This is a genomic window from Streptomyces sp. MMG1121, assembly GCF_001280015.1.
GTDB lineage: Bacteria > Actinomycetota > Actinomycetes > Streptomycetales > Streptomycetaceae > Streptomyces.
This window is the reverse complement of sequence record NZ_LGDV01000038.1, coordinates 363,348-384,665: the sequence shown is the minus strand read 5'-3', so window position 1 is coordinate 384,665 and position 21,318 is coordinate 363,348. Positions and strand designations below refer to the sequence as shown.

The 21,318-nt window shown below is 72.4% G+C and carries 18 protein-coding genes; 8 read left to right on the top strand and 10 right to left on the bottom strand.

Translation table 11 applies throughout. From position 1 onward, the window contains the following. Window positions 1-79 precede the first annotated feature (79 nt). Together ADK64_RS06595 and ADK64_RS06590 are read left to right on the top strand one after the other, a co-directional pair. Window positions 80-847 carry a polysaccharide deacetylase family protein gene (locus ADK64_RS06595; protein ID WP_234384474.1) on the top strand — a complete coding sequence of 256 codons (768 nt, stop codon included), beginning with the start codon at window positions 80-82 and terminating at the stop codon, window positions 845-847. A gap of 55 nt (window positions 848-902) precedes the next feature. Next, window positions 903-1,358, top strand: coding sequence for an Immediate-early protein 2 (locus tag ADK64_RS06590; RefSeq protein WP_053655967.1), 456 nt, complete (start codon window positions 903-905; stop codon window positions 1,356-1,358). On the opposite strand, the gene ADK64_RS06585 is transcribed toward ADK64_RS06590, so the two are convergent. The 6 genes from ADK64_RS06585 to ADK64_RS06560 form a co-directional block, all read right to left on the bottom strand. Next, window positions 1,355-1,996: a LysE family translocator gene (locus ADK64_RS06585; protein WP_053655966.1), complete on the bottom strand. Its 642-nt coding sequence runs from the start codon at window positions 1,994-1,996 to the stop codon at window positions 1,355-1,357. The genes ADK64_RS06590 and ADK64_RS06585 overlap by 4 nt on opposite strands. 56 nt (window positions 1,997-2,052) lie before the next feature. Next, window positions 2,053-3,204, bottom strand: coding sequence for an XdhC family protein (locus tag ADK64_RS06580; protein WP_053655964.1), 1,152 nt, complete (start codon window positions 3,202-3,204; stop codon window positions 2,053-2,055). A gap of 45 nt (window positions 3,205-3,249) precedes the next feature. Continuing rightward, entirely contained in the window at window positions 3,250-4,707 is a 1,458-nt protein-coding gene (locus ADK64_RS06575) for an NCS2 family permease (RefSeq protein WP_053655962.1), read from the bottom strand. 209 nt (window positions 4,708-4,916) lie between these two features. Further along, window positions 4,917-7,301, bottom strand: coding sequence for a xanthine dehydrogenase family protein molybdopterin-binding subunit (locus ADK64_RS06570; protein WP_053655960.1), 2,385 nt, complete (start codon window positions 7,299-7,301; stop codon window positions 4,917-4,919). Between the two features lie 2 nt (window positions 7,302-7,303). Continuing rightward, window positions 7,304-7,891 carry a (2Fe-2S)-binding protein gene (locus ADK64_RS06565; protein ID WP_053655958.1) on the bottom strand — a complete coding sequence of 196 codons (588 nt, stop codon included), beginning with the start codon at window positions 7,889-7,891 and terminating at the stop codon, window positions 7,304-7,306. Further along, a complete protein-coding gene (locus ADK64_RS06560) occupies window positions 7,891-8,784 on the bottom strand; it encodes an FAD binding domain-containing protein (RefSeq protein ID WP_053655956.1) in 894 nt (297 codons plus the stop codon). The genes ADK64_RS06565 and ADK64_RS06560 overlap by 1 nt, the downstream gene beginning before the upstream one ends. A 344-nt stretch (window positions 8,785-9,128) precedes the next feature. On the opposite strand from ADK64_RS06560, the gene ADK64_RS06555 reads away from it, so the two are divergent. The 3 genes from ADK64_RS06555 to ADK64_RS06545 all read left to right on the top strand — a co-directional run bounded on the left by ADK64_RS06555 (window position 9,129) and on the right by ADK64_RS06545 (window position 12,312). After that, window positions 9,129-10,802, top strand: a complete 1,674-nt coding sequence (locus tag ADK64_RS06555) for a PucR family transcriptional regulator (protein ID WP_053655953.1) — start codon at window positions 9,129-9,131, stop codon at window positions 10,800-10,802. A gap of 167 nt (window positions 10,803-10,969) precedes the next feature. Continuing rightward, a complete protein-coding gene (locus ADK64_RS06550; protein WP_053656026.1) occupies window positions 10,970-11,737 on the top strand; it encodes a hypothetical protein in 768 nt (255 codons plus the stop codon). 80 nt (window positions 11,738-11,817) lie between these two features. Further along, a complete protein-coding gene (locus ADK64_RS06545; RefSeq protein WP_053655951.1) occupies window positions 11,818-12,312 on the top strand; it encodes a DUF2231 domain-containing protein in 495 nt (164 codons plus the stop codon). 369 nt (window positions 12,313-12,681) lie between these two features. Here the strand turns inward: ADK64_RS06545 and ADK64_RS06540 are convergent, their stop codons facing one another. Then, window positions 12,682-13,494: a GntR family transcriptional regulator gene (locus ADK64_RS06540; protein WP_053655949.1), complete on the bottom strand. Its 813-nt coding sequence runs from the start codon at window positions 13,492-13,494 to the stop codon at window positions 12,682-12,684. 181 nt (window positions 13,495-13,675) lie between these two features. Here ADK64_RS06540 and ADK64_RS06535 point away from each other — a divergent pair, with 181 nt between their 5' ends. Together ADK64_RS06535 and ADK64_RS06530 are read left to right on the top strand one after the other, a co-directional pair. After that, a complete protein-coding gene (locus tag ADK64_RS06535; RefSeq protein WP_053655947.1) occupies window positions 13,676-14,518 on the top strand; it encodes a (2Fe-2S)-binding protein in 843 nt (280 codons plus the stop codon). Window positions 14,519-14,833: 315 nt separating this feature from the next. After that, window positions 14,834-15,874, top strand: a complete 1,041-nt coding sequence (locus tag ADK64_RS06530) for a DUF2637 domain-containing protein (RefSeq protein WP_053655945.1) — start codon at window positions 14,834-14,836, stop codon at window positions 15,872-15,874. 82 nt (window positions 15,875-15,956) lie between these two features. Here ADK64_RS06530 and ADK64_RS06525 read toward each other — a convergent pair whose 3' ends face one another. From ADK64_RS06525 to ADK64_RS06515, 3 genes are all read right to left on the bottom strand, one after another. Then, on the bottom strand, window positions 15,957-16,400 hold the full coding sequence (locus ADK64_RS06525; protein ID WP_053655944.1) for an ATP-binding protein: 444 nt from the start codon (window positions 16,398-16,400) through the stop codon (window positions 15,957-15,959). Between the two features lie 352 nt (window positions 16,401-16,752). Further along, window positions 16,753-18,495, bottom strand: coding sequence for a pyruvate dehydrogenase (locus tag ADK64_RS06520; protein ID WP_053655942.1), 1,743 nt, complete (start codon window positions 18,493-18,495; stop codon window positions 16,753-16,755). Between the two features lie 27 nt (window positions 18,496-18,522). Then, window positions 18,523-19,860 (bottom strand): protein phosphatase 2C domain-containing protein, encoded by a 1,338-nt coding sequence (locus tag ADK64_RS06515; protein WP_053655940.1) that lies wholly within the window; start codon window positions 19,858-19,860, stop codon window positions 18,523-18,525. A gap of 443 nt (window positions 19,861-20,303) precedes the next feature. Between ADK64_RS06515 and ADK64_RS06510 the strand changes: the two genes are divergently transcribed. Further along, window positions 20,304-21,287, top strand: coding sequence for a helix-turn-helix transcriptional regulator (locus ADK64_RS06510; RefSeq protein ID WP_053655938.1), 984 nt, complete (start codon window positions 20,304-20,306; stop codon window positions 21,285-21,287). Window positions 21,288-21,318: the final 31 nt, after the last annotated feature.

The window sequence follows — 21,318 nt, the reverse complement described above, 5'->3', positions numbered from 1 at the left end:
CACTATACACCGAGTGTATAGTCTGCATATGCCTCTTTCGACCGACAAGATCCCGACGACGAAGCGTGTGCCTGGAAAGATGCGCGAGAGTGCCCGGAGGTTGCGTCCGGCCGTGCTCGCCTCGGCCGCCGCCTGCCTGGCGTTCACGCTGGCCGGCTGCGCCCAGGTCGACACGACCGCGCCGAGTGCCGTGCGGGCCGCGGCCACGAAGGGGGCACCGGCGAAGTTCGGCACCGTCGACTGCCGCCAGTCCAAGTGCATCGCGCTCACCTTCGACGCGGGACCCAGCGAGAACTCCGCGAAGCTGCTCGACATCCTCAAGGAGAAGAAGGTCCCGGCCACCTTCTTCCTGCTCGGCAAGAACCACATCGAGAAGCATCCGCAGCTGGTCAAGCGGATGGCGGCCGAGGGCCACGAGGTGGCGAGCCACACCTGGAACCACAAGATCCTGACGCGGATACCGGACGCGCAGATACGCGACGAGCTGAAGCGCCCCGACGACGCGATCGAGCGCCTCACCGGCCGCAAGCCCACGCTGATGCGGCCGCCGCAGGGCCGTACGAACGCCAACGTGCACAAGATCGCCAAGGAGCAGGGCCTGGCGGAGGTGCTGTGGAGCGTGACCGCCAAGGACTACACGACCACCGACTCGGCGCTGATCAAGAAGCGCGTCCTCGACCAGTCGTCGCGGGACGGGATCATCCTGCTGCACGACATCTACGCCGGCACCGTGCCCGCCGTGCCCGGCATCATCGACGCGCTCAAGGAACGCGGATACGTCTTCGTGACGGTTCCTCAGCTGCTGGCGCCCGGCAAGGCGGAACCGGGCAAGGTGTACCGGCCCTGACGCCGAACCGGACCGAACTCCCAGGTGACCGGAGCGCATTGCCTACGATCGTGCCGTGCCCACCTTCTCCTTCACGCGTACGGCCCCGCTCCCGCTCGACGAGGCGTGGCGCCGGCTCACCGAGTGGCCCCGCCACGCCGACGCGGTCCCGCTGACCCGGATCCGGCTGCTCACGCCCCCGCCGACCCGGGTGGGCACGCGCTTCACGGCCCGCTCCGGCATCGGCCCGCTGGCCTTCGACGACACCATGGAGGTCACGGTCTGGCGCCCGCCCACGGCCGACGAGGGCGGTTTGTGCCGCCTGGAGAAGCGCGGCCGGACGGTCCTGGGCTGGGCGGAGATCGAGGTCGGCCCGGGCCCCGGGGGCCGTAGCAGGGTGGTGTGGCGGGAGGAGCTGCGCGTACGTTTCCTGCCCCGCGCCTTCGACGGCGTGCTGGAGCGCGTGGCACGGGTGATGTTCGGCCGAGCCGTGAACCATCTGCTCCGGCGGCAACGGCCGGACAGGCCTTAGTCCTTGCGCCCCGTCACCGCGACGGTGACCCCCAGCCCGATCATCGTCAGCCCCCCGATCCCGCCGACGGCGGACAGCCGTCGCGGCGAGCGGGCGAACCAGCTGCGCGCGGCCGAGGCGGACAGCCCCCAGACGCTGTCGGAGGCCAGTGCGATGGCGTTGAAGAGGAGCCCGAGCAGCAGCATCTGCCCGGTGACGTGCCCCTGCCCGGGGTCCACGAACTGTGGCAGCACCGCGGCGAAGAACACCGTCGTCTTGGGGTTGGCCACGCCGACCGCGAAGCCCTCCCCGAAGGTGCGCAGACCGCCGTGTCCGGGGCCGCCCGGCTCGGCGAACGCGGCCCGCAGCGAGCCGCGTTGCCGCCAGGCCCGTACGCCGAGGTACACGAGGTAGGCGGCGCCCGCGAGCTTCAGCGCGGTGAAGACGAGGACCGAGCGCTCCACGATCGAGCCGATGCCGAGCGCGACGGCGACGACGAGCACGTACGCGCCGAGCGTGTTGCCGACGACGGTGGTCAGCGCGGCCCGGCGGCCGTGGGCGAGGGCGCGCCCGACCACGAACAGCACGCTCGGGCCGGGCACCACGATGAGCAGAAGGGACAGCGCCGCGAAGGCGGCCAGCCGGTCGGTGGACACCATGCCCCCATGCAAGCACGGGGGCGGCACCACCCCGCAAACCCTTTTTCCCGGGCCGCTCAGGCCACCGACCCGATCCGCCCCGCGGGCCGGGACGACGTGTCGTGGTGGATGGGGGTGTGCGCGCCGGTCAGCGAGATCCCGCTGCCCCCGCGCCGGTTCGCGACGATCTCCGCGCCGATCGACAGGGCCGTCTCCTCCGGCGTACGGGCGCCGAGGTCGAGGCCGATGGGCGAGCGCAGCCGCGCCAGCTCCAGTTCGGTGACGCCGACGTCGCGCAGCCGCTGGTTGCGCTCCACGTGGGTGCGGCGGGAGCCCATCGCGCCGACGTAGGCGACCGGCAGCCGCAGCGCGAGGTGCAGCAGCGGCACGTCGAACTTGGCGTCGTGGGTGAGGACGCACAGGACGGTACGGCTGTCGACGTCGGTGCGCTCCAGGTACTTGTGGGGCCACTCCACGACGAGCTCGTCGGCCTCGGGGAAGCGGGTGCGGGTGGCGAACACCGGGCGGGCGTCGCACACGGTGACGTGGTAGCCGAGGAACTTGCCGACGCGGACGAGTGCCGAGGCGAAGTCGATCGCGCCGAAGACGATCATGCGGGGGGCCGGGACGGAGGACTCGACCAGGACCGTGAGCGGGGAACCGCAGCGCGAGCCCTGCTCGCCGATCTCCAGGGTGCCGGTGCGGCCCGCGTCCAGATAGGCGCCGGCCTCGGCGGCGATGGTGCGGTCCAGTTCGGGATGCGCGCCGAAGCCGCCCTCCCAGGAGCCGTCGGGACGGACCAGGAGGGCCCGGCCGCGCAGTTCGGCCGGGCCGTCCACGATCCGCGCGACCGCCGCCGCCTCCCCACGGGCGGCGGCGGCCAGCGCGGCCGCGACCACCGGCCGGGCGGGACCGTCCGCCCGGACCGGTGTGACCAGGATGTCGATGATGCCGCCGCAGGTCAGACCGACCGCGAAGGCGTCCTCGTCGCTGTAGCCGAAACGTTCGAGCACGGTCTCGCCGTCCTCGAGCGCCTGCCGGCACAGCTCGTACACGGCGCCTTCCACGCACCCGCCGGAGACCGATCCGATGGCCGTGCCGTCGGCGTCCACCGCGAGGGCGGCGCCGGGCTGGCGCGGGGCGCTGCCACCGACGGCCACCACGGTGGCCACGGCGAAGTCACGGCCCTGCCCGACCCACCGGTTCAGCTCCTCGGCGATGTCCAGCATCTGTCGGTCTCCTAACGGTGTGCGTACGAAGGGCCGGTGGCGCGGCTAGTGCACGCCGAGCCAGGCCTCGATGGGATGAAGGGCGAAGTAGACGAGGAAGACGACCGTGAGGCCCCACATGAAGGCACCGATCTCACGGGCCTTGCCCTGGGCGGTCTTGATGGCGGTGTAGGAGATGACGCCCGCGGCGACACCGGTGGTGATGGTGTACGTGAACGGCATCAGGACGACGGTCAGGAAGACGGGGATCGCGGTGGCCCGGTCGGCCCAGTCCACGTGCCGGGCGTTCATCAGCATCATGGCGCCGATGACGACCAGGGCGGCGGAGGCGACCTCCTGCGGGACGATCGCGGTGACCGGCGTGAAGAACAGGCAGGCCGCGAAGAACAGACCGGTGACGGCCGAGGCGAGGCCGGTGCGGGCGCCTTCGCCGACGCCGGTCGCGGACTCGATGAAGACCGTCTGGCCGGAGCCGCCCGCGACACCGCCGATCGCGCCGCCCATGCCGTCGATGAACAGCGCCTTGGACAGGCCCGGCATCCGGCCCTTGTCGTCGGCCAGGTTGGCCTCGGTGCCGACGCCGATGATGGTGGCCATCGCGTCGAAGAAGCCGGCGAGGACGAGAGTGAAGACGATCATGGCGATCGTCATCCCGCCGACCTTGCCCCAGCCGCCGAACTCGACGTGTCCGAGGAGCGAGAAGTCGGGCATCGACACCGCGCTGCCGTGCAGTTCGGGGGCTCCGTTGGCCCACTGCTTGGGGTCGATGACGCCGAGGCCGTTGAGGACCGAGGCGACGATCGTGCCGGAGACGATGCCGATCAGGATGGCGCCGGGGACGTTCCGGGCCTGGAGCATGAAGATCAGCAGCAGAGTGCCGGCGAAGAGCAGCACCGGCCAGCCGGTGAGCTGGCCCGCGGGACCGAGGGCGAGCGGGGTGGCCTTGCCCTGGTGCACGAAGCCGGACTTGTAGAAACCGATGAGAGCGATGAACAGGCCGATGCCCATGGTGATGCCGTGCTTGAGCGCGAGCGGTATCGCGTTCATGATCATCTCGCGTAGGCCGGTGACGACCAGCAGCATGATGACCACGCCGTACATCACACACATGCCCATGGCCTGCGGCCAGGTCATGTTGGGGACGACCTGCGAGGACAGCACGCCGGAGACGGACAGGCCGGCGGCGAGCGCGAGGGGCACCTTGCCGACGAAGCCCATCAGCAGCGTGGTGAACGCGGCGGCGAACGCGGTGGCGGTGATCAGTGCCTTCTGGCCGAGCGTGTCGCCGTGGACGTCCTTGCCGGACAGGATGAGCGGATTGAGCAGGAGGATGTAGGCCATCGCCATGAAGGTGGTGATGCCGCCGCGCACCTCACGCGCGACCGTCGATCCTCTTCCGGATATGTGGAAGTACCGGTCGAGCCAGGACCGCCCTGCCGGGACGCGACTGCCATCGCCGGCGTCGTCGGCTGCGGTTCTGGGCTCCACTGACTGCTGGGTCATGGTGCCATCTCCCAAGGTTCACAGGGGCACCCGTACAACCGCCCTGACGGTCACGGGATTTGGGAATGGACGACCCGGGGGACGGCCCGAGACGAACAAAGGGGTGGTGCTTCAAGGACCGCGAGCGGTGCGGAACTCAAAGAGGGGGTCCTCCGGGCGGCGCGGTGGAGTGTGTGACGTTCCCTGCGCCGCCCGGAGAGTCTTCGGTGCTACGCGGTTCCCGTGAGGTGCTCGGGCCGCACCGGAGTGCGGTTGAGCTCCAGCCCGGTCGCGTTCCGGATCGCCGCGAGGACGGCCGGGGTGGACGACAGGGTCGGGGCCTCGCCGATGCCGCGCAGCCCGTACGGGGCGTGGTCGTCGGCGAGTTCGAGCACGTCGACCGGGATGGTCGGCGTGTCGAGAATCGTGGGGATCAGGTAGTCCGTGAAGGAGGGGTTCCTGACCTTCGCCGTCTTCGGGTCGACGATGATCTCCTCCATCACCGCCACGCCCAGGCCCTGGGTCGTACCGCCCTGGATCTGACCGACGACGGAGAGCGGGTTGAGCGCCTTGCCGACGTCCTGGGCGCAGGCCAGCTCGATCACCTTGACCAGGCCGAGCTCGGTGTCGACCTCGACGACGGCGCGGTGCGCGGCGAAGGAGTACTGGACGTGTCCGTTGCCCTGGCCGGTGTGCAGGTCGAAGGCCTCGGTCGGCCGGTGCCGCCACTCCGCCTCGATCTCGACGGTCTCGCCCTCCAGGACGTCGACCAGGTCGCCGAGGACCTCGCCGCCGTCGGTGACGACCTTGCCGCCCTCCAGCAGGAGTTCGGCGGTGGCCCAGGCCGGGTGGTAGGAGCCGAACTTGCGCCGGCCGATCTCCAGGACCTTCTCGCGGACGAGTTCACAGGTGTGCTTCACAGCACCGCCGGTGACGTACGTCTGCCGGGAGGCCGACGTCGAACCGGCGCTGCCCACCTGGGTGTCGGCCGGGTGGATGGTCACCTGGGTGACGCCGAGTTCGGTGCGGGCGATCTGCGCGTGGACGGTGACACCGCCCTGGCCGACCTCCGCCATCGCGGTGTGCACGGTGGCGACCGGCTCGCTGCCGACGACCTCCATGCGCACCTTGGCGGTGGAGTAGTCGTCGAAGCCCTCGGAGAAACCGACGTTCTTGATGCCGACCGCGATGCCGACGCCGCGTACGACGCCTTCGCCGTGCGTGGTGTTGGACAGACCGCCGGGCAGCTGCCGTACGTCGGAGCCCTCGCTGGACTCCCACTGGCGCTCCGGCGGCATCGGCATCGCCTTGACGCGGCGCAGCAGTTCGGCGACCGGGGCCGGGGAGTCGACCGGCTGCCCGGTCGGCATGATGGTCCCCTGCTCCATCGCGTTGAGCTGCCGGAACTCCACCGGGTCCATGCCCAGCTTCTTCGCCAGCTTGTCCATCTGCGCCTCGTAGGCGAAGCACGCCTGGACCGCGCCGAAGCCGCGCATGGCGCCGCAGGGCGGGTTGTTGGTGTAGAGGGCGATGGCCTCAATGTCGACGTCGTCGATGACGTACGGGCCGACGCTCAGCGAGGAGGCGTTGCCGACGACCGCCGGGGAGGCGGAGGCGTAGGCGCCGCCGTCCAGGACGATCTTGCACTTCATGTGCGTGAGCTTGCCGTCCTTGGTGGCGCCGTGCTCGTAGTAGAGCTTCGCCGGGTGCCGGTGGACGTGTCCGAAGAAGGACTCGAACCGGTTGTAGACGATCTTGACGGGCTTGCCGGTGCGCAGGGCGAGCAGACAGGCGTGGATCTGCATCGACAGGTCCTCGCGGCCGCCGAACGCGCCGCCGACGCCGGCCAGCGTCATGCGCACCTTGTCCTCGGGCAGGCCGAGGACGGGCGCGATCTGCTTGAGGTCCGAGTGCAGCCACTGGGTGGCGATGTAGAGGTGGACGCCGCCGTCCTCCTCGGGCACGGCGAGGCCGGACTCCGGGCCGAGGAAGGCCTGGTCCTGCATGCCGAAGGTGTACTCGCCCTTGACGATCACGTCCGCCCGCTTGGCGGCCTCGTCGGCGTTGCCGCGGATGATCGGCTGGCGGTGCACGATGTTCGGGTGCGGGACGTGTCCGGAGTGGTGGTCGTCGCGGCCCTCGTGGACGAGGATCGCGTCCGGCGCGGTGGCGGAGGCCTCGTCGGTGATGACGGGCAGTTCCTTGTACTCCACCTTGATCTTGGCGGCGGCGCGGCGGGCCGTCTCCGGGTGGTCCGCGGCGACGAGCGCGACCGGCTCGCCGTGGTGGCGTACCTTGCCGTGCGCGAGGACCGGGGTGTCCTGGATCTCCAGGCCGTAGTTCTTCACCTCGGTGGGCAGGTCGTCGTACGTCAGGACGGCGTACACGCCCGCCATGGCGAGCGCCTCGGAGATGTCGATCGACACGATCTCGGCGTGCGCGACGGTGGAGCGCAGGATCTGGCCCCAGAGCATGTCCTCGTGCCACATGTCGGACGAGTACGCGAACTCGCCGGTGACCTTGAGGGTGCCGTCCGGACGGAGCGTCGACTCGCCGATTCCACCCTTGGTCTGTGAGCCCTGCGTGATCTTCGTAGGAGCGCCGTTGGCCGGCATGGTCAGACCCCCTCGGACTGGCGGGCGGCCGCCAGGCGGACCGCGTCCATGATCTTCTCGTAGCCCGTGCAGCGGCACAGGTTGCCCGACAGCGCCTCACGGATGTCCGCGTCGGACGGGTTCGGGTTGCGCTCCAGGAGTTCGTCGGAAGCGACGAGCAGCCCCGGGGTGCAGAAGCCGCACTGGACGGCACCGGCGTCGATGAACGCCTGCTGGATCGAGGAGAGTTCGCCGCCCTCGCCGGTCTGCGAGTCGGTGCCCTTGGCCGCCCACTGCTTGGCCTGGTCGAGCGAGGTCCCCTGCGACCCGCAGGCACCGGTCGCGCAGCCCTCGGCACGCTGCTTGGCGAAGTCCGCGAGGCCCTCGACGGTCACGACGTCACGGCCCTCGACCTGGCCGGCCGCGACCAGGCAGGAACACACGGGCACGCCGTCCAGGCGGACCGTGCAGGAGCCGCACTCGCCCTGCTCGCAGGCGTTCTTGGAGCCGGGCAGGCCCATGCGCTCGCGCAGGACGTACAGCAGGGACTCGCCCTCCCAGACGTCGTCGGCCTCCTGCGGGCGTCCGTTGACGGTGAAGTTGACGCGCATTACGCAGCTCCCTCAGATGCGCGGCGGGCGCCGCGGTACGACTCCCAGGTCCAGGTCAGCGTCCGGCGGGCCATCACGCCGACCGCGTGGCGGCGGTAGCTCGCGGTGCCCCGGACGTCGTCGATCGGGTTGCAGGAGGCGGAGCACAGGTCCGCGAACTGCTTGGCGACCGACGGGGTGATGATCTTGCCGTTGTCCCAGAAGCCGCCCTCTTCCAGGGCCGCGTTCAGGAAGTCCTCGGCGGTCTTGGCCCGCACCGGGGTGGGCGCGGCCGAGCCGATGCCGGTACGCACGGTCCGGGTCTCGGGGTGCAGCGCGAGACCGAAGGCGCACACGGCGATGACCATGGCGTTGCGGGTGCCGACCTTCGAGTACTGCTGCGGGCCGTCGGCCTTCTTGACGTGGACGGCGCGGATCAGCTCGTCGGGCTGGAGCGCGTTGCGCTTCACTCCGGTGTAGAACTCGTCGATCGGGATCAGGCGGGTGCCACGGGCCGCGGACTCCGCCTCGACCTCGGCGCCGGCGGCGAGGAGGGCGGGGTGGGCGTCACCGGCGGGCGAGGCCGTGCCGAGGTTGCCGCCGACGCCGCCGCGGTTGCGGATCTGCGGGGAGGCGACCGTGTGCGAGGCGAGCGCGAGGCCCGGCAACTCGGCACGGAGATTCTCCATGATCTTGGTGTACGGGACGGAGGCACCCAGCCGGACGCTCCCCTCGCCGACCTCCCACTCGGCGAGGTCGCCGATGCGGTTGAGGTCGAGCAGGTACTCGGGCCGGCGGTGGTCGAAGTTGATCTCGACCATCACATCGGTGCCACCCGCAATCGGCACAGCGGTGGGGTGCTCGGCCTTCGCGGCGAGCGCCTCCTCCCAGCTGGCGGGGCGAAGGAAGTCCATGACCGGCTCTCTTCATCGTCTCGTGAGTCGTGCAGATTGAGCCAATCCGTGTGCGGCGGGGGCGGCTCGTTCATGTCCTGTTAACGCGGAGTGGACTCAGTACACCGCTCAGTACTCCAGCGGGGTCAGTCACCGAAACCATGAAGGAGTTGGCTGGCCACCGTGGGCATCTTGTAGATTCGTATGAACGGAGGCCATCGGTAACCTCTCCGATTTCCTGGGGAAACGCAGGAAACAGCGAGAACATCCCGGAGCGCGCCCTGTGCGGCCCCGTGCCGGGCCCTTCCCACGTCACCCTCCAAGATCCATCGTAGGTTTCGAGACAAAAGAACGGCGGCGACGAGATGCGGCTGCGCGCACTTCTGGACACCGATGCGCTGGGGCTGCGGCTGCTCGGCGGCGAGGACGAGCTGGACCGCTCGGTACGCGGGGTCATGACCACCGACCTGCGCGACCCGAGCCGCTACCTCTCCGGCGGCGAGCTGGTGCTGACCGGCCTGGCCTGGCGCCGCGACGCCCACGACTCCGAGCCCTTCGTCCGCCTCCTGGCGCAGGCCGGGGTGGCGGCCCTGGCGGCCGGCGAGGCCGAGCTGGGCGACGTGCCGGACGACCTGGTGCTGGCCTGCACCCGGCACCGGCTGCCGCTGTTCGCGGTGAACGAGTCGGTGGCGTTCGCGACGATCACCGAGCACGTCGTACGGCAGGTCTCCAGCGAGCGCGCCGGGGACCTGGCAGCCGTGGTGGACCGGCACCGGCGGATGATGACCTCGGGACCGGCGGGCGGCGGCCCGGACGTGGTCCTGGACCTGCTCGGCACCGATCTGGACCTGCGCGCCTGGGTGCTGTCTCCCACCGGCCGCATGATCGCCGGCTCCAAGGTGGCGGGCCCGGACCTGCCTCCGGAGATCTGTACGAAGCTGGCCGCCGAGCATCTGGCCGCCACCCGCACCGGCCGGCGCGGCCCGCACCGCGTCCAGGTGGCCGGTGCGACGTACTCGCTGTTCCCGATCCGCTCCTCCGGCCGCACCCCGCAGGCCTCCCGGGACGTGCGCGAGACGGTCCTGTCGGACTGGCTGCTGGCCGTCGAGGCGGACGCGGGCGACTGGCCCGAGGAGCGCATGGACCTGCTCCAGGGCGTCACCCAGCTGATCGCCGTGGAGCGGGACCGCCGGGACGCGGCGCGCACGGTGCGCCGCCGGCTCGCCCAGGAGGTGCTGGAGCTGGTCCAGACGGGCGCCGCGCCCGCCGAGATCGCGGCCCGGCTGAGGGTGGCCGCGCCGGTGCTGCTGCCCGGGCTCGGGGCGGCCCCGCACTGGCAGGTCGTGGTGGCCCGCGTGGACTGGGAGGGCGAGGGCGTCGAGGGCGGCCGGGTCGCCCAGTCGCTGCTGGAGGAGGTGCTGGTCGACCCGCTGGCGACCGGCCCCGAGCCGTCCGACCGGATCGCGGTCGCGCACACGGGTGACGAGGCGATCGCCCTGCTCCCGCTGCCCGCGGTCTCCTCCGAGCACGACGGCTCGGAGACTGGGCTGCTGGCCGACGCCCTGCTGAAGGCGGTCCGCGAGCCGCTGTCGGCGGGCCTCGGCGACGACGGTCGGCTCACCCTCGGCGTCAGCGCGGCCGTGCACTCGGCGGAGGGGCTGCGCGGCGCCCTGGAGGAGGCCCGGCACGCCCGCCGGGTCGCCGCGGCCCGCCCCGGCCGGGTCTGCGCGGCCGGACACCAGGAACTGGCCAGCCACGTCCTGCTGCTGCCCTTCGTCCCGGACGACGTCCGCCGCGCGTTCACGGCGCGGCTGCTGGACCCGCTGAAGGACTACGACCGCCGGCACCGGGCCGAGCTGATCCCGACCCTGGAGGCGTTCCTGGACTGCGACGGCTCCTGGACCCGCTGCGCCACCCGGCTCCACCTGCACGTCAACACGCTGCGCTACCGGGTGGGCCGGATCGAGCAGTTGACGGGACGGGACCTGTCGCGCCTGGAGGACAAGCTGGACTTCTTCCTGGCCCTGCGCATGAGCTGAGGTCAGCGGGGGCGCGCGGCGGCCAAACCCGGTCACGCCCGCGGCCCACTACTTTGTGAAATCTTTCACCCACCCCCTTGGCCCGGTCCTGCAATTGGTGCTGGAATGCCGCCACCACTCAACAGCTCGATGGCGTGCTCGGGGAGGGCAACGTGGCGCATACCGCCATGTCTGGTAACGGAACGACCGCCGGTGACGATCCGCTCCAGACCGCGGTGTGGCGGCTGCGCTCGCGGGCCTGCTGGGCGGATGCCGCGGCCCTGCTGCCGACGGACACCCCGGCGGCGGCCCTCCAGCGGGCCGGGCTCATGGTCGAACGGTGTCTGTACACCGAGCGGGGCTGGGCGGAGGCCGAGGACGCGCTGCGCACGGCGGAGGCGCTCGCGCACAGCGACGAGGAACGGGGCGCCGCGGCCTGCGAGCGCGGCCATCTCGCCTACTCGGCCACGCTGCACGGCGTACGGGACCGCGCGGACGAGGCGCGGGCCGCGCTGGGCCGGGCGGCGGCGCTGATCCCTCCGGGGGTGGCGGACCGGGCCCTGCTGGACTTCCGCCGGGGCCTGCTGGCGGAGAACCTGACCCGCTCCCCGCAGGCGGCCCGCGCGGCCTACCGCCGGGCGCACGCGGGCGCGACGGCCCATGCCGACCCGCTGCTGCTGTCCTTCACCTGGCGCCATCTGGCCGGACTCGCCCTGCGCGAGGGCGAGTTGGCCGAGGCGCGGCACGGCTTCGCCGAATCTCTGCGCATCCGCGAGGAACTGGGCTACCTGGTCGGCACGGCCCCCGCGCTGGCCTCTCTGGCCGACGCGGAGTCCGAGCCGGAGGCGTCACGGCTGCGGGAGGAGGCGCGACGGCTGTTCCGCCTGCTCGGCGGTGTCCCGACCTGGCTGGCACGCCAGCTGACCCCACCGGCGCCGGGGGTGGCGACGGCCTGAGCGTACTCAGAGGTGCCTGAGAGGTTGCTGTGCAAGGGTGACGCGCCGTTGCCCCCCCCTCACAGGAACGCGTCTTGGTGATGAACCTCGTCAACGGGCTGCCCGCCCATGTCCTGCTCGTCCATGTCGTCGTCGTGCTGATCCCGATGACCGCTCTCGCCCTGGCCGCGGGCGCCCTGTGGCCGCGCGTCGCCCGCCGACTGGGGATACTGCTGCCCGGGGTCGCTTTCGTGGGCCTGCTCAGTGTGCCGCTGACCACCCACGCCGGTGAGTGGCTCGAGCGGCATGTGGACGACGACCCGCTGGTACGGCGCCACACCGAGCTGGGCGACGGGCTGCTTCCCTGGGCCCTGGGCCTGTTCGTGCTGGCAGCGGTGGTGTGGTGGGCCGCACGTCGCTCCCCGGCCGAGGCCGGCCGCTCCGGCGTCCTGCGCTGGTCCGCCGTTCCCGTACGGATCGTGGTGGCCACGCTGTCACTGGCCGTGGCGGTGGGCGCGGTGGTGGACGTCTACCGCATCGGCGACTCGGGCGCGAAGGCGGCGTGGCACGACAGTTTCAACAAGAACGGTTCCTGACCGCGTCGTGTCGATGTGCCGCCACGTCACTGCGCTGCTGTGCCGATGTGCGGCTGTGCTGCTGCGTCGCGCGGGCGCGGCCGACGGCACGACCGAACCGGCGCCCGGGGCTCGGGCTCGGGGCGCGGGGGCGCACCGCCCGGGGCCCCGAGAGGATCGCACCACCTACGGCGGCCGGGGGCGGGGCGCTCGCAACTCCTGCGGCGGGCCCGGGGCGGGACGACCACACCCGCCTACGACCCGGGGCGGGGCGACCGCACTCCCACGGGCCCGGAAGGCGACCACACCCCCTACGGCAAGCCCCCGAGGAGCTGCCGCACGCCCCACGGTGGGCCCCGGGACCGCTACGCGCCGCTCCGCGCCGACGACTCAGCTCGCGCCGGTGAAGTGCTCGCCCACCAGCTCCCGCACCACGTCCAGATTCCTCGCGATCAGCGCCTCCAGCAGGGCCATGTGTTCCGACGCGTCCGCGACCAGGTCGGCGCGGGCGTGCCGGACCGGGCCGCCGACCAGCGGCCACTGGGCGCGGCGGTGCAGGTCCTCGGCGGTGCGCACGAGCTGTTCGTTACCCGCGAGGGAGAGCAGCGCGCGGTGGAAGGCCCGGTCGGACTCCGCGTACGTGGCCGCGCAGCCGGAGGCGGCCGCGCGAACCGTCTCCTCCGCCAGCGGACGCAGTGCGGCCCACCGCTCGGCGGGGACCGTACGGGCGAGCCGCAGCATCACCGGTACCTCGATGAGCGCCCGCACCTCCGCCAGCTCGGCCAGTTCCCGCGCGCCCCGCTCGACGACCCGGAAGCCGCGGTTGGGCACGACCTCGACGGCGCCCTCCAGGGCGAGCTGTTGCATGGCCTCCCGCACGGGCGTCGCCGAGACCCCGAAGCGTTCGCCGAGCACCGGCGCCGAGTAGACCTCGCCGGGCTCCAGCTCGCCGGTCACCAACGCCGTCCGCAGCGCGTCCAGGATCTGCCCGCGCACCGAGGAACGCTGCACCGCGGCCCGCGGCCCGGGAATCGGCCGCTCGGCGTGCGTGTGCTCGCCCCGGGCGCCGGGCAGCGCGGTCTCCCGCTCCCGGGTGTCGTCCGGGGCCTGCGCGGCCCGCACCTGTGCGGGCACCCGGGCGGTGCCCGGTGTCCCGCACTCCGGTCTCCCCGGCCCGGCGGAGCCCTGCGTGCCCTGCTTCACGGGGTCCTCCTGGCGGCTTGTCGGCACTTGGGTCATTAAACGACGGCTTGTCACTTGTCCGTCAAGCACCCTAGGCGCACAGCTCGGCAGTTCAAATTCACCGGCCGCTCCCCCCGCAGGATCAGCAAGGTTAGGCTTACCTTCATAAGCCCGCCCGTGCTCCAGGATCGGTGGTCCCGCCATGCCCGCTGCGGCCTCGCCGCTCACCGCCGCGTACGACCGCCTCACCAAGGCCTTCCCGGGCCTCACCGTGACCGAGCAGGGCCCGGCAGGGCCGCTGCCGCGCGGTGCGGGCTGGACCGGCGCCGCCGGGCTCGCGGCGGGCGGCGCCGAGCTGGACGCCTTCCTCGCCTGGGACGAGGCGCAGGTGCTGCGGGACTACGGCCGGCGGGCCCGCCCGGACGTCGTCGCGAGCTTCGGCCTGCACCGTTACGCCTGGTCCGCCTGCCTGCTGATCACCGCGCCGTGGTTCCTGCTGCGCCGGGTGCCCCGGCTGCCCGTGACGCACGTCTCGTACGACCGTGCCGCCGGCCGCATGGCCGTACGCCGCCCCGCTTCCTTCGCCTGCCTGCCGGGCGACCCGGCGGCGGCGCTGCCCGGCGCCGTCGTCGTACCCGACGAGGAGGCACTGCGGGCCGAGGTGCGCGCGGCCGTGGCCGAGCACCTGGAGCCGGTGCTCGCCGCCTTCGGGCCGCGGATGCGGCGGCGCGGGCGAGCCTTGTGGGGCATGGCGACCGACGAGGTCGTGGAGGGGCTGTGGTACGTCGCCCAGCTGCTGGGCCCCGACGAGGAGGCGCGGGCCGTACGGGAGCTGGAGGCGCTGCTGCCGGGCACCACCCGGCCGTACGCCGGCTCCGCCGCGTTCCGGCTGCTGACCGGACCGGACGGCGAACCGCTGACCACCCGGGACCGGGCGAGCTGCTGCATGTTCTACACCGTGCGCCCCGAGGACACCTGCGTCACCTGCCCGCGCACCTGCGACCGCGACCGGATCGCCGAACTCGCGCCCACCGCAGCCGCCTGAGGGCCCTTCAGGGCCGGAGCACGTCCGCACGTCCACTAAGATCATCGCGGGCGGGCCGTCCCCGCGCCGAGCACCTCTCGGACAGTTAATTCACAACTTCCCCACGCGTCACGGAAACTTTCCGAGGAACCACGCGTACGGGTAGTCTTATTCGAACTCAACTCCCGCCCCTCATGCGGCAGTTCGAGCAGAACGCCGTCCTGGGCATCCCCTTGCACATCCTTGGCGGCCTCTTGCCCCGAAACCCCCTGAGGGCCCTCGGGAGTGGGCCACTATGGCGGGCGTTACGCCCTATCCCAATGCAAGGGACCCCTGATGAGATTGACCGACATATCGCTGAACTGGCTGCTTCCGGGCGCCGTACTGCTCCTGGGCATGCTGGTGGCGGTGGCGGTGCTCGCGCGCGGCAAGCGCTCCTCCGGGGAGAACGCGAACGCGGACGACTCGTGGGAGCGCAGCGAGGAGCGCCGGCGGCGCAAGGAGGCCCTCTACGGCACGGCCTCCTATGTGCTTCTGTTCTGCTGTGCGGCGGTCGCCGCCGCCCTGTCCTTCCACGGCCTCGTCGGCTTCGGCGAACAGAACCTGGGGCTGACCGACGGCTGGCAGTACCTGGTGCCCTTCGGACTGGACGGCGCGGCGATGTTCTGCTCCGTCCTCGCCGTGCGTGAGGCCAGCCACGGCGACGCGGCGCTCGGTTCCCGGATACTCGTGTGGATGTTCGCCGCGGCGGCCGCCTGGTTCAACTGGGTGCACGCGCCCCGGGGTGCCGGTCACGCGGGCGCTCCCCAGTTCTTCTCCGGTATGTCGCTGTCGGCGGCCGTCCTGTTCGACCGCGCCCTGAAGCAGACCCGCCGGGCCGCGCTGCGCGAGCAGGGCCTGGTGCCGCGTCCGCTGCCGCAGATCCGGATCGTGCGCTGGCTGCGGGCGCCCCGCGAGACCTACGGCGCCTGGTCGCTGATGCTCCTCGAGAACGTGCGCAGCCTCGACGAGGCGGTCGAGGAGGTCCGCGAGGACAAGCGGCAGAAGGAGGAGACCCGGCAGCGCCGGCGCGACCAGCAGCGCATGGAGCGCGCCCAGCTGAAGGCGATCAGCCGGGGCCACCGCGGCTTCGTCGGCCGGGCCGGCCGGCAGGTCGAGGTAGCGGCGGTGGAGCGCGTCCCCGCCGAAGTCACCGCGGAGCCTGCCATATCCGGCGCGGACCAACTGCCCGTCCGCGCCCGTCCCTCCCTGCAGCCCGTCCGCAGCGGCGCTGAGCCGGTGACCGTCGACCTCACCGCGGAGGACGACACCATGGCGCTGCCGCGCCTGGACTCCCTGGAGCGCAAGCTGAAGGACCTGGAGCAGCAGTTCGGCTAGGACCGCCGCTCACTGCGGGCCGGGGGGGCGTGACCGCGTGGGTCACGCCCCCCCCGGCCCGTTCTCCCGCCGTCCGCTCGGTTCACGCGGCCTCGGCGCCCAGTTCGAACCACACCGACTTGCCCACGCCATGCGGCCGTACGCCCCAGGCGTCCGCGAGGGACTGCACCAGCAGCAGGCCCCGCCCATGGGTGTCGTCGTCCGTTTCCGGGCCTCTCAGCTCGGGTCTGCGGGCCACGAAGTCCCGTACCTCCACGCGCAGTCCGGCCGGCTCCACGACGGCCGTGAGGACCGCGTCGTCGTCGGTGTGGACGAGCGCGTTGGTGACCAGTTCGCTGGTGAGCAGTTCGGCGATCTCCGAGCGGCCCGGTTTGCCCCAGTGCCGCAGCAGTTCGCGCACCTCCCGGCGGGCCTCGGGCACCGCCCTGAGATCCGCCCGCCCCAGCCTGCGCCGGAGCCGGTGCGCGTGTTCCGTGATGGTGCCTGTCTCTTCCCCCGTCGTATCCGAGGAAGCCCCGACGACCATGGGACCGCCCCCTCGTGCCTGCCTCTTCATGACCCCCGCCCGCACGCCGCTGGACCCTGCCCCTCCTGGTCGAACACGTTCACGGAGGATGCTTGCCCAGCAGGATCCCGGGCAGTCCTGGCGCAAGCCCGAGGACCGCTGTTCGGCCACGGCCCGGCGGCGTGCGGACCCGCCGCCGGGCCCTGCCGCACCCGCGTTCCCGGCTCCCGGGGCGGCGCTGGGCGCCACGGACGCCCCGGGACGGCAGGGCAGATGCGCCCGGCACCGGCCGTCGGCACACCGTCACACGCCGTGAAACTGGCCGAAATCCGCCCCTCCGGTCCGCTGTTCCCCGTCAGGGCCCCGCCAGGGCCTAGGGGCGGGGCACGTTGCGCAGATTGGAGCGGGCCATCTGAAGCATCCGGCCGACGCCGCCGTCCAGCACGATCCTGGAGGCGGACAGGGCGAACCCGGTGACCATCTCGGCGCTGATCTTCGGCGGGATGGACAGCGCGTTGGGATCGGTGACGACGTCCACCAGGGCCGGCCCCTTGTGCCTGAAGGCGTCCTTGAGGGCACCGGCGAGCTGCTTGGGCTTCTCCACCCGCACCCCGTAGGCACCGCAGGCCCGGGCGACGGCGGCGAAGTCGGGGTTGACGTTGGTGGTGCCGTACGAGGGCAGCCCGGCGACCAGCATCTCCAACTCGACCATGCCGAGAGAGGAGTTGTCGAACAGGACGACCTTGACCGGGAGGTCGTACTGCACGAGCGTCAGGAAGTCACCCATCAGCATGGCGAATCCGCCGTCGCCGGACATGGACACCACCTGCCGGCGCCGGTCGGTGAACTGGGCGCCGATCGCCATGGGCAGCGCGTTCGCCATCGACCCGTGCGAGAACGAACCGATGATCCGGCGGCGCCCGTTGGGCGAGACGTACCGCGCGGCCCACACGTTGCACATCCCCGTGTCGACCGTGAACACGGCGTCGTCGTCAGCGACTTCGTCCAGGACGGCGGCCACGTACTCGGGGTGGATCGGGACGTGCTTGTCGACCTTGCGCGTGTAGGCCTTGACCACGCCCTCCAGCGCGTCGGCGTGCTTCTTCAGCATCTTGTCGAGGAAGCGCCGGTCCGTCTTCTCCTTGACGCGCGGGATCAGACAGCGCAGCGTCTCGCCCACGTCGCCCCACACCGCGAGGTCGAGCCGGGAGCGGCGCCCGAGCACCTCGGGCCGTACGTCGATCTGCGCGATCTTCACGTCGTCGGGCAGGAACGCGCTGTACGGGAAGTCGGTTCCGACCAGGATCAGCAGGTCGCACTCATGGGTGGCCTCGTAGGCGGCGCCGTAGCCGAGCAGACCGCTCATGCCGACGTCGTACGGGTTGTCGTACTGGATCCACTCCTTGCCGCGCAGGGCGTGCCCCACCGGGGACTTGATCCGCCCGGCGAACTCCATGACCTCTGCGTGCGCGCCCGCCGTGCCGCTGCCGCAGAAGAGGGTCACCCGGCCGGCCGCGTCGATCATCTCCACGAGCGCGTCGAGCTCGGCGTCGCCGGGCCGGACGGTGGGCCGGGAGGTGACGAGGGCGCTCTGCGCGGCCTTGTCCGGGGCCGGTTCGGCGGCGATGTCACCGGGCAGCGTGACCACGCTGACCCCGCTCTGTCCGACCGCGTGCTGGATGGCGGTCTGCAGCAGCCGGGGCATCTGCTTCGGGTTGGAGATCAGCTCGCTGTAGTGGCTGCACTCGGCGAAGAGCCGGTCGGGGTGCGTCTCCTGGAAGTAGCCGAGGCCGATCTCGCTGGAGGGGATGTGCGAGGCGAGGGCGAGCACGGGGGCCATCGAGCGGTGCGCGTCGTACAGGCCGTTGATCAGATGCAGGTTGCCCGGGCCGCAGGAGCCTGCACAGGCGGCCAGCTTGCCGGTGATCTGAGCCTCGGCGCCGGCCGCGAACGCGGCGGTCTCCTCGTGGCGGACGTGGATCCAGTCGATGGCGGAAGTGCGGCGGACGGCGTCCACGACCGGGTTGAGGCTGTCGCCGACCACGCCGTACAGACGGCGCACGCCGGCGCGGACGAGGATGTCGACGAACTGCTCGGCGACGTTCTGTTTGGCCATGCCCCCATACAGTCACACGGGCGGCCGTTACGCCTCCCACACGGCCGCCGCCGTACGGTCGTCGGCGTAACCCTTCACCCGTACCTGGGCGTCGGCGAGGAACGCGGCGAGGCCCGGCGGGGTACGGCCGGACCAGCGACGGGCCAGGTAGGCGCAGAGCGCGGGCTCGCCGCGCAGCGGCTCGGCCAGGCCCGCGCTGCACATCACCAGCGCGTCACCCGGGCGGGCGAGAGAGGCCCGGAACCGGAACGGCTCCGGGGGCGGCTGCGGGGCGGGCTCGTAGGGGCTCGGCGGGGTCGGGATGCCGAGGTCCATGGTGAACCGGTCGCCGTCGGGCGCCTCGGCGGGCGTGAGCCGCGGCTCGATGTCCTGCCAGGCGCCGTCCCGCAGCCGGAACAGTCCGCCGTCGCCGACGCCGAAGAACACGCGCGTACGGCAGTCGGGGTCGGCGGGCAGCAGCAGACAGCGCAGGCTCGCCGTGTACGCGTCCGGGTCGACGCCCTGCTCGGCGGCGCTCGCGCGGAGCCGGCCGAGGCTGCGGTCGGTCAGCCGGTGCAGCCCCGACTTCAGCTGCCCGCGCCGGGCGGCCCGGAGGTCCTCCACCAGCCGTTGCCGGCTGTGGCCCACGGCCCGCCCGATCCACCGGCACGCCTCGGCCGCCGCCAGGTGCGCGCCCGGCGTGGCGCGTACGCCGCTCGCCATCGCGACGAGCACCAGCGCCTGCTCCCCCGTGCCGAACCGGGCCGTGAGCAACGCGTCGCGCCGCGGCTCGCCCCGGTACCGCGCCGAGTCCCCGCGCAGCGACACGGCCCGCACCGTGCACGCCCCGTACCGGGCCCCGTCCAGCACGGTGTCCGCGACCAGCTCCCCGAGCCCGTCCGGCTCGGCGGCGGGCAGCGCGGTGGGCTCCGGGTCGTAGGTGGGGGGTCCGGAGCCGACGTAGTCGAGGGCGGAGGGGGGCGGGGGCGAAGGTGCGGCCGGCTCCGGCTCCCGGGGCTCGACGGTCGGCGGCGCAGGCTCCCGGAAGGAAGCGGCCGTCGTGGCGCCGGGAGGGGGAGGAGACGCGGGAACCGCAGGCGACGCGGCGCTCGGAGGCCCGGTCGTGCGTTGCGCCGGCAGCGGGGCCTCGCGGGGCCCTGTCCCGGCCGACTCGCGGTCACGGCGTCCGGCGCCACCGTCACCCGGCTCCGCATCACGCGGGAGTGCCGTCGGTGGGTGGCCCGTCAGTGTGTTCTTCGCGGAGGCGAAGCGGTCGTCCACGGAATCGGGTGCGGTCGTGGGTCCCGTGTCCTCCGTGGAGTCGTCGTACAGCTGTCCCCACCAGTCGTCCGGCCGACCGGCGGGCCTTCCCCCCTGCTCGCTCATGCCCCTGATTGTCCACCGCACGGGCCGTCCGGAAACGGGGCATCGGGAAAAACGGGCGCACCCGGCCGCGCCGAGGGGCGTATCGAGTGAAGTGGTGAACAGCCGTACGAGACACGGCTGATGGCCGCCGGACGGCCCCACCCCCCACGGGAGGACCGCCCGGCGACGACTGCAGTGGCCCGGCCCCGAATCCCCTTCGCATGCCTGCGCACACGTACGGGCCCGGGCCACGCTCCGTGCGACCGCGCCGTGAACGGCACCGGTCGGATGGCCGGATTGTGGCTTGGTTTCCTGGGACGAAGCTGTGAATCGCGATCGCGATCACGCGTCCCGGGTGCTGCCACCTTGGCAGAGTCACCTCCGGTACGGCGATGATGTTCGACGGCGGGTTTGTGCCGTGGCCGGTTTCCGCCAGGCCGTGATCCAGGGAGGGGCGTAGACCGATGCTGGCAGCGATAGGGCTGGACGACACGCACGAGGCGGCGTACCGGGCGCTGGTGTCCGTCGGCGCGGCCGAGGTGAGCGATCTGGCGCGCCGCCTGACGCTGGGCGAGCCGGACACCGAGCGGGCGCTGCGCCGGCTGGAGCGGCAGGGGCTCGCCGCGCAGTCCCCGGCCCGGCCGGGCCGCTGGGTGGCGGCTCCGCCGGGGGTGGCGCTGGGCGCGCTGCTCACCCAGCAGCGGCACGAGCTGGAGAAGGCGGAACTGGCGGCGGCGCTGCTGTCCGAGGAGTACCGGGCAGCGGCGGCCGAACCGGCGGTGCACGATCTGGTGGAGGTGGTGACCGGTGCCTCGGCGGTCGCCCAGCGGTTCCTGCAGTTGCAGCTGGGCGCGGCGGACGAGGTGTGCGCGCTGGTCACCGCCAGTCCGGTGGTCGTGCCCGGCATGGAGAACGAGGCGGAGGAGCAGGCGGCCGGGCGCGGGGTGCGCTACCGGGTCGTCGTGGAGCGCGCGGTGCTGGATCTGCCGCACGCGCTGACCGAGCTGACGGCCGCGCTGGGCCGGGACGAGCGGGTGCGCGCGGTGGACCGGGTGCCGACGAAGCTGGTGGTGGCCGACCGCTCGCTGGCGATGGTGCCGCTGACCTCCACGACGGCGGAGCCGGCCGCGCTGGTGGTGCACGCCAGCGGACTGCTGGAGCTGCTGTGCGGCCTGTTCGAGTCGGTGTGGCGGGAGGCGCTGCCACTGCGGCTGGGCGGCGCCTCGGGGGTGGCCGAGGAGCGGCCGGACGGCCCGGACGGCACCGATCTGGAGGTGCTGTCGCTGCTGCTGGCCGGGCTGACGGACGCGAGCGTGGCCAAGCAGCTCGACCTGGGCCTGCGGACCGTGCAGCGCCGGGTGCGGCGGCTGATGGAGCTGGCCGGTGTGACGACCCGGCTGCAGCTGGGCTGGCACGCGTACGAGCGGGGCTGGGTGACCCGCTCGTAGCCTCCCGCGCACCGGACCCGCCATTGTCCTG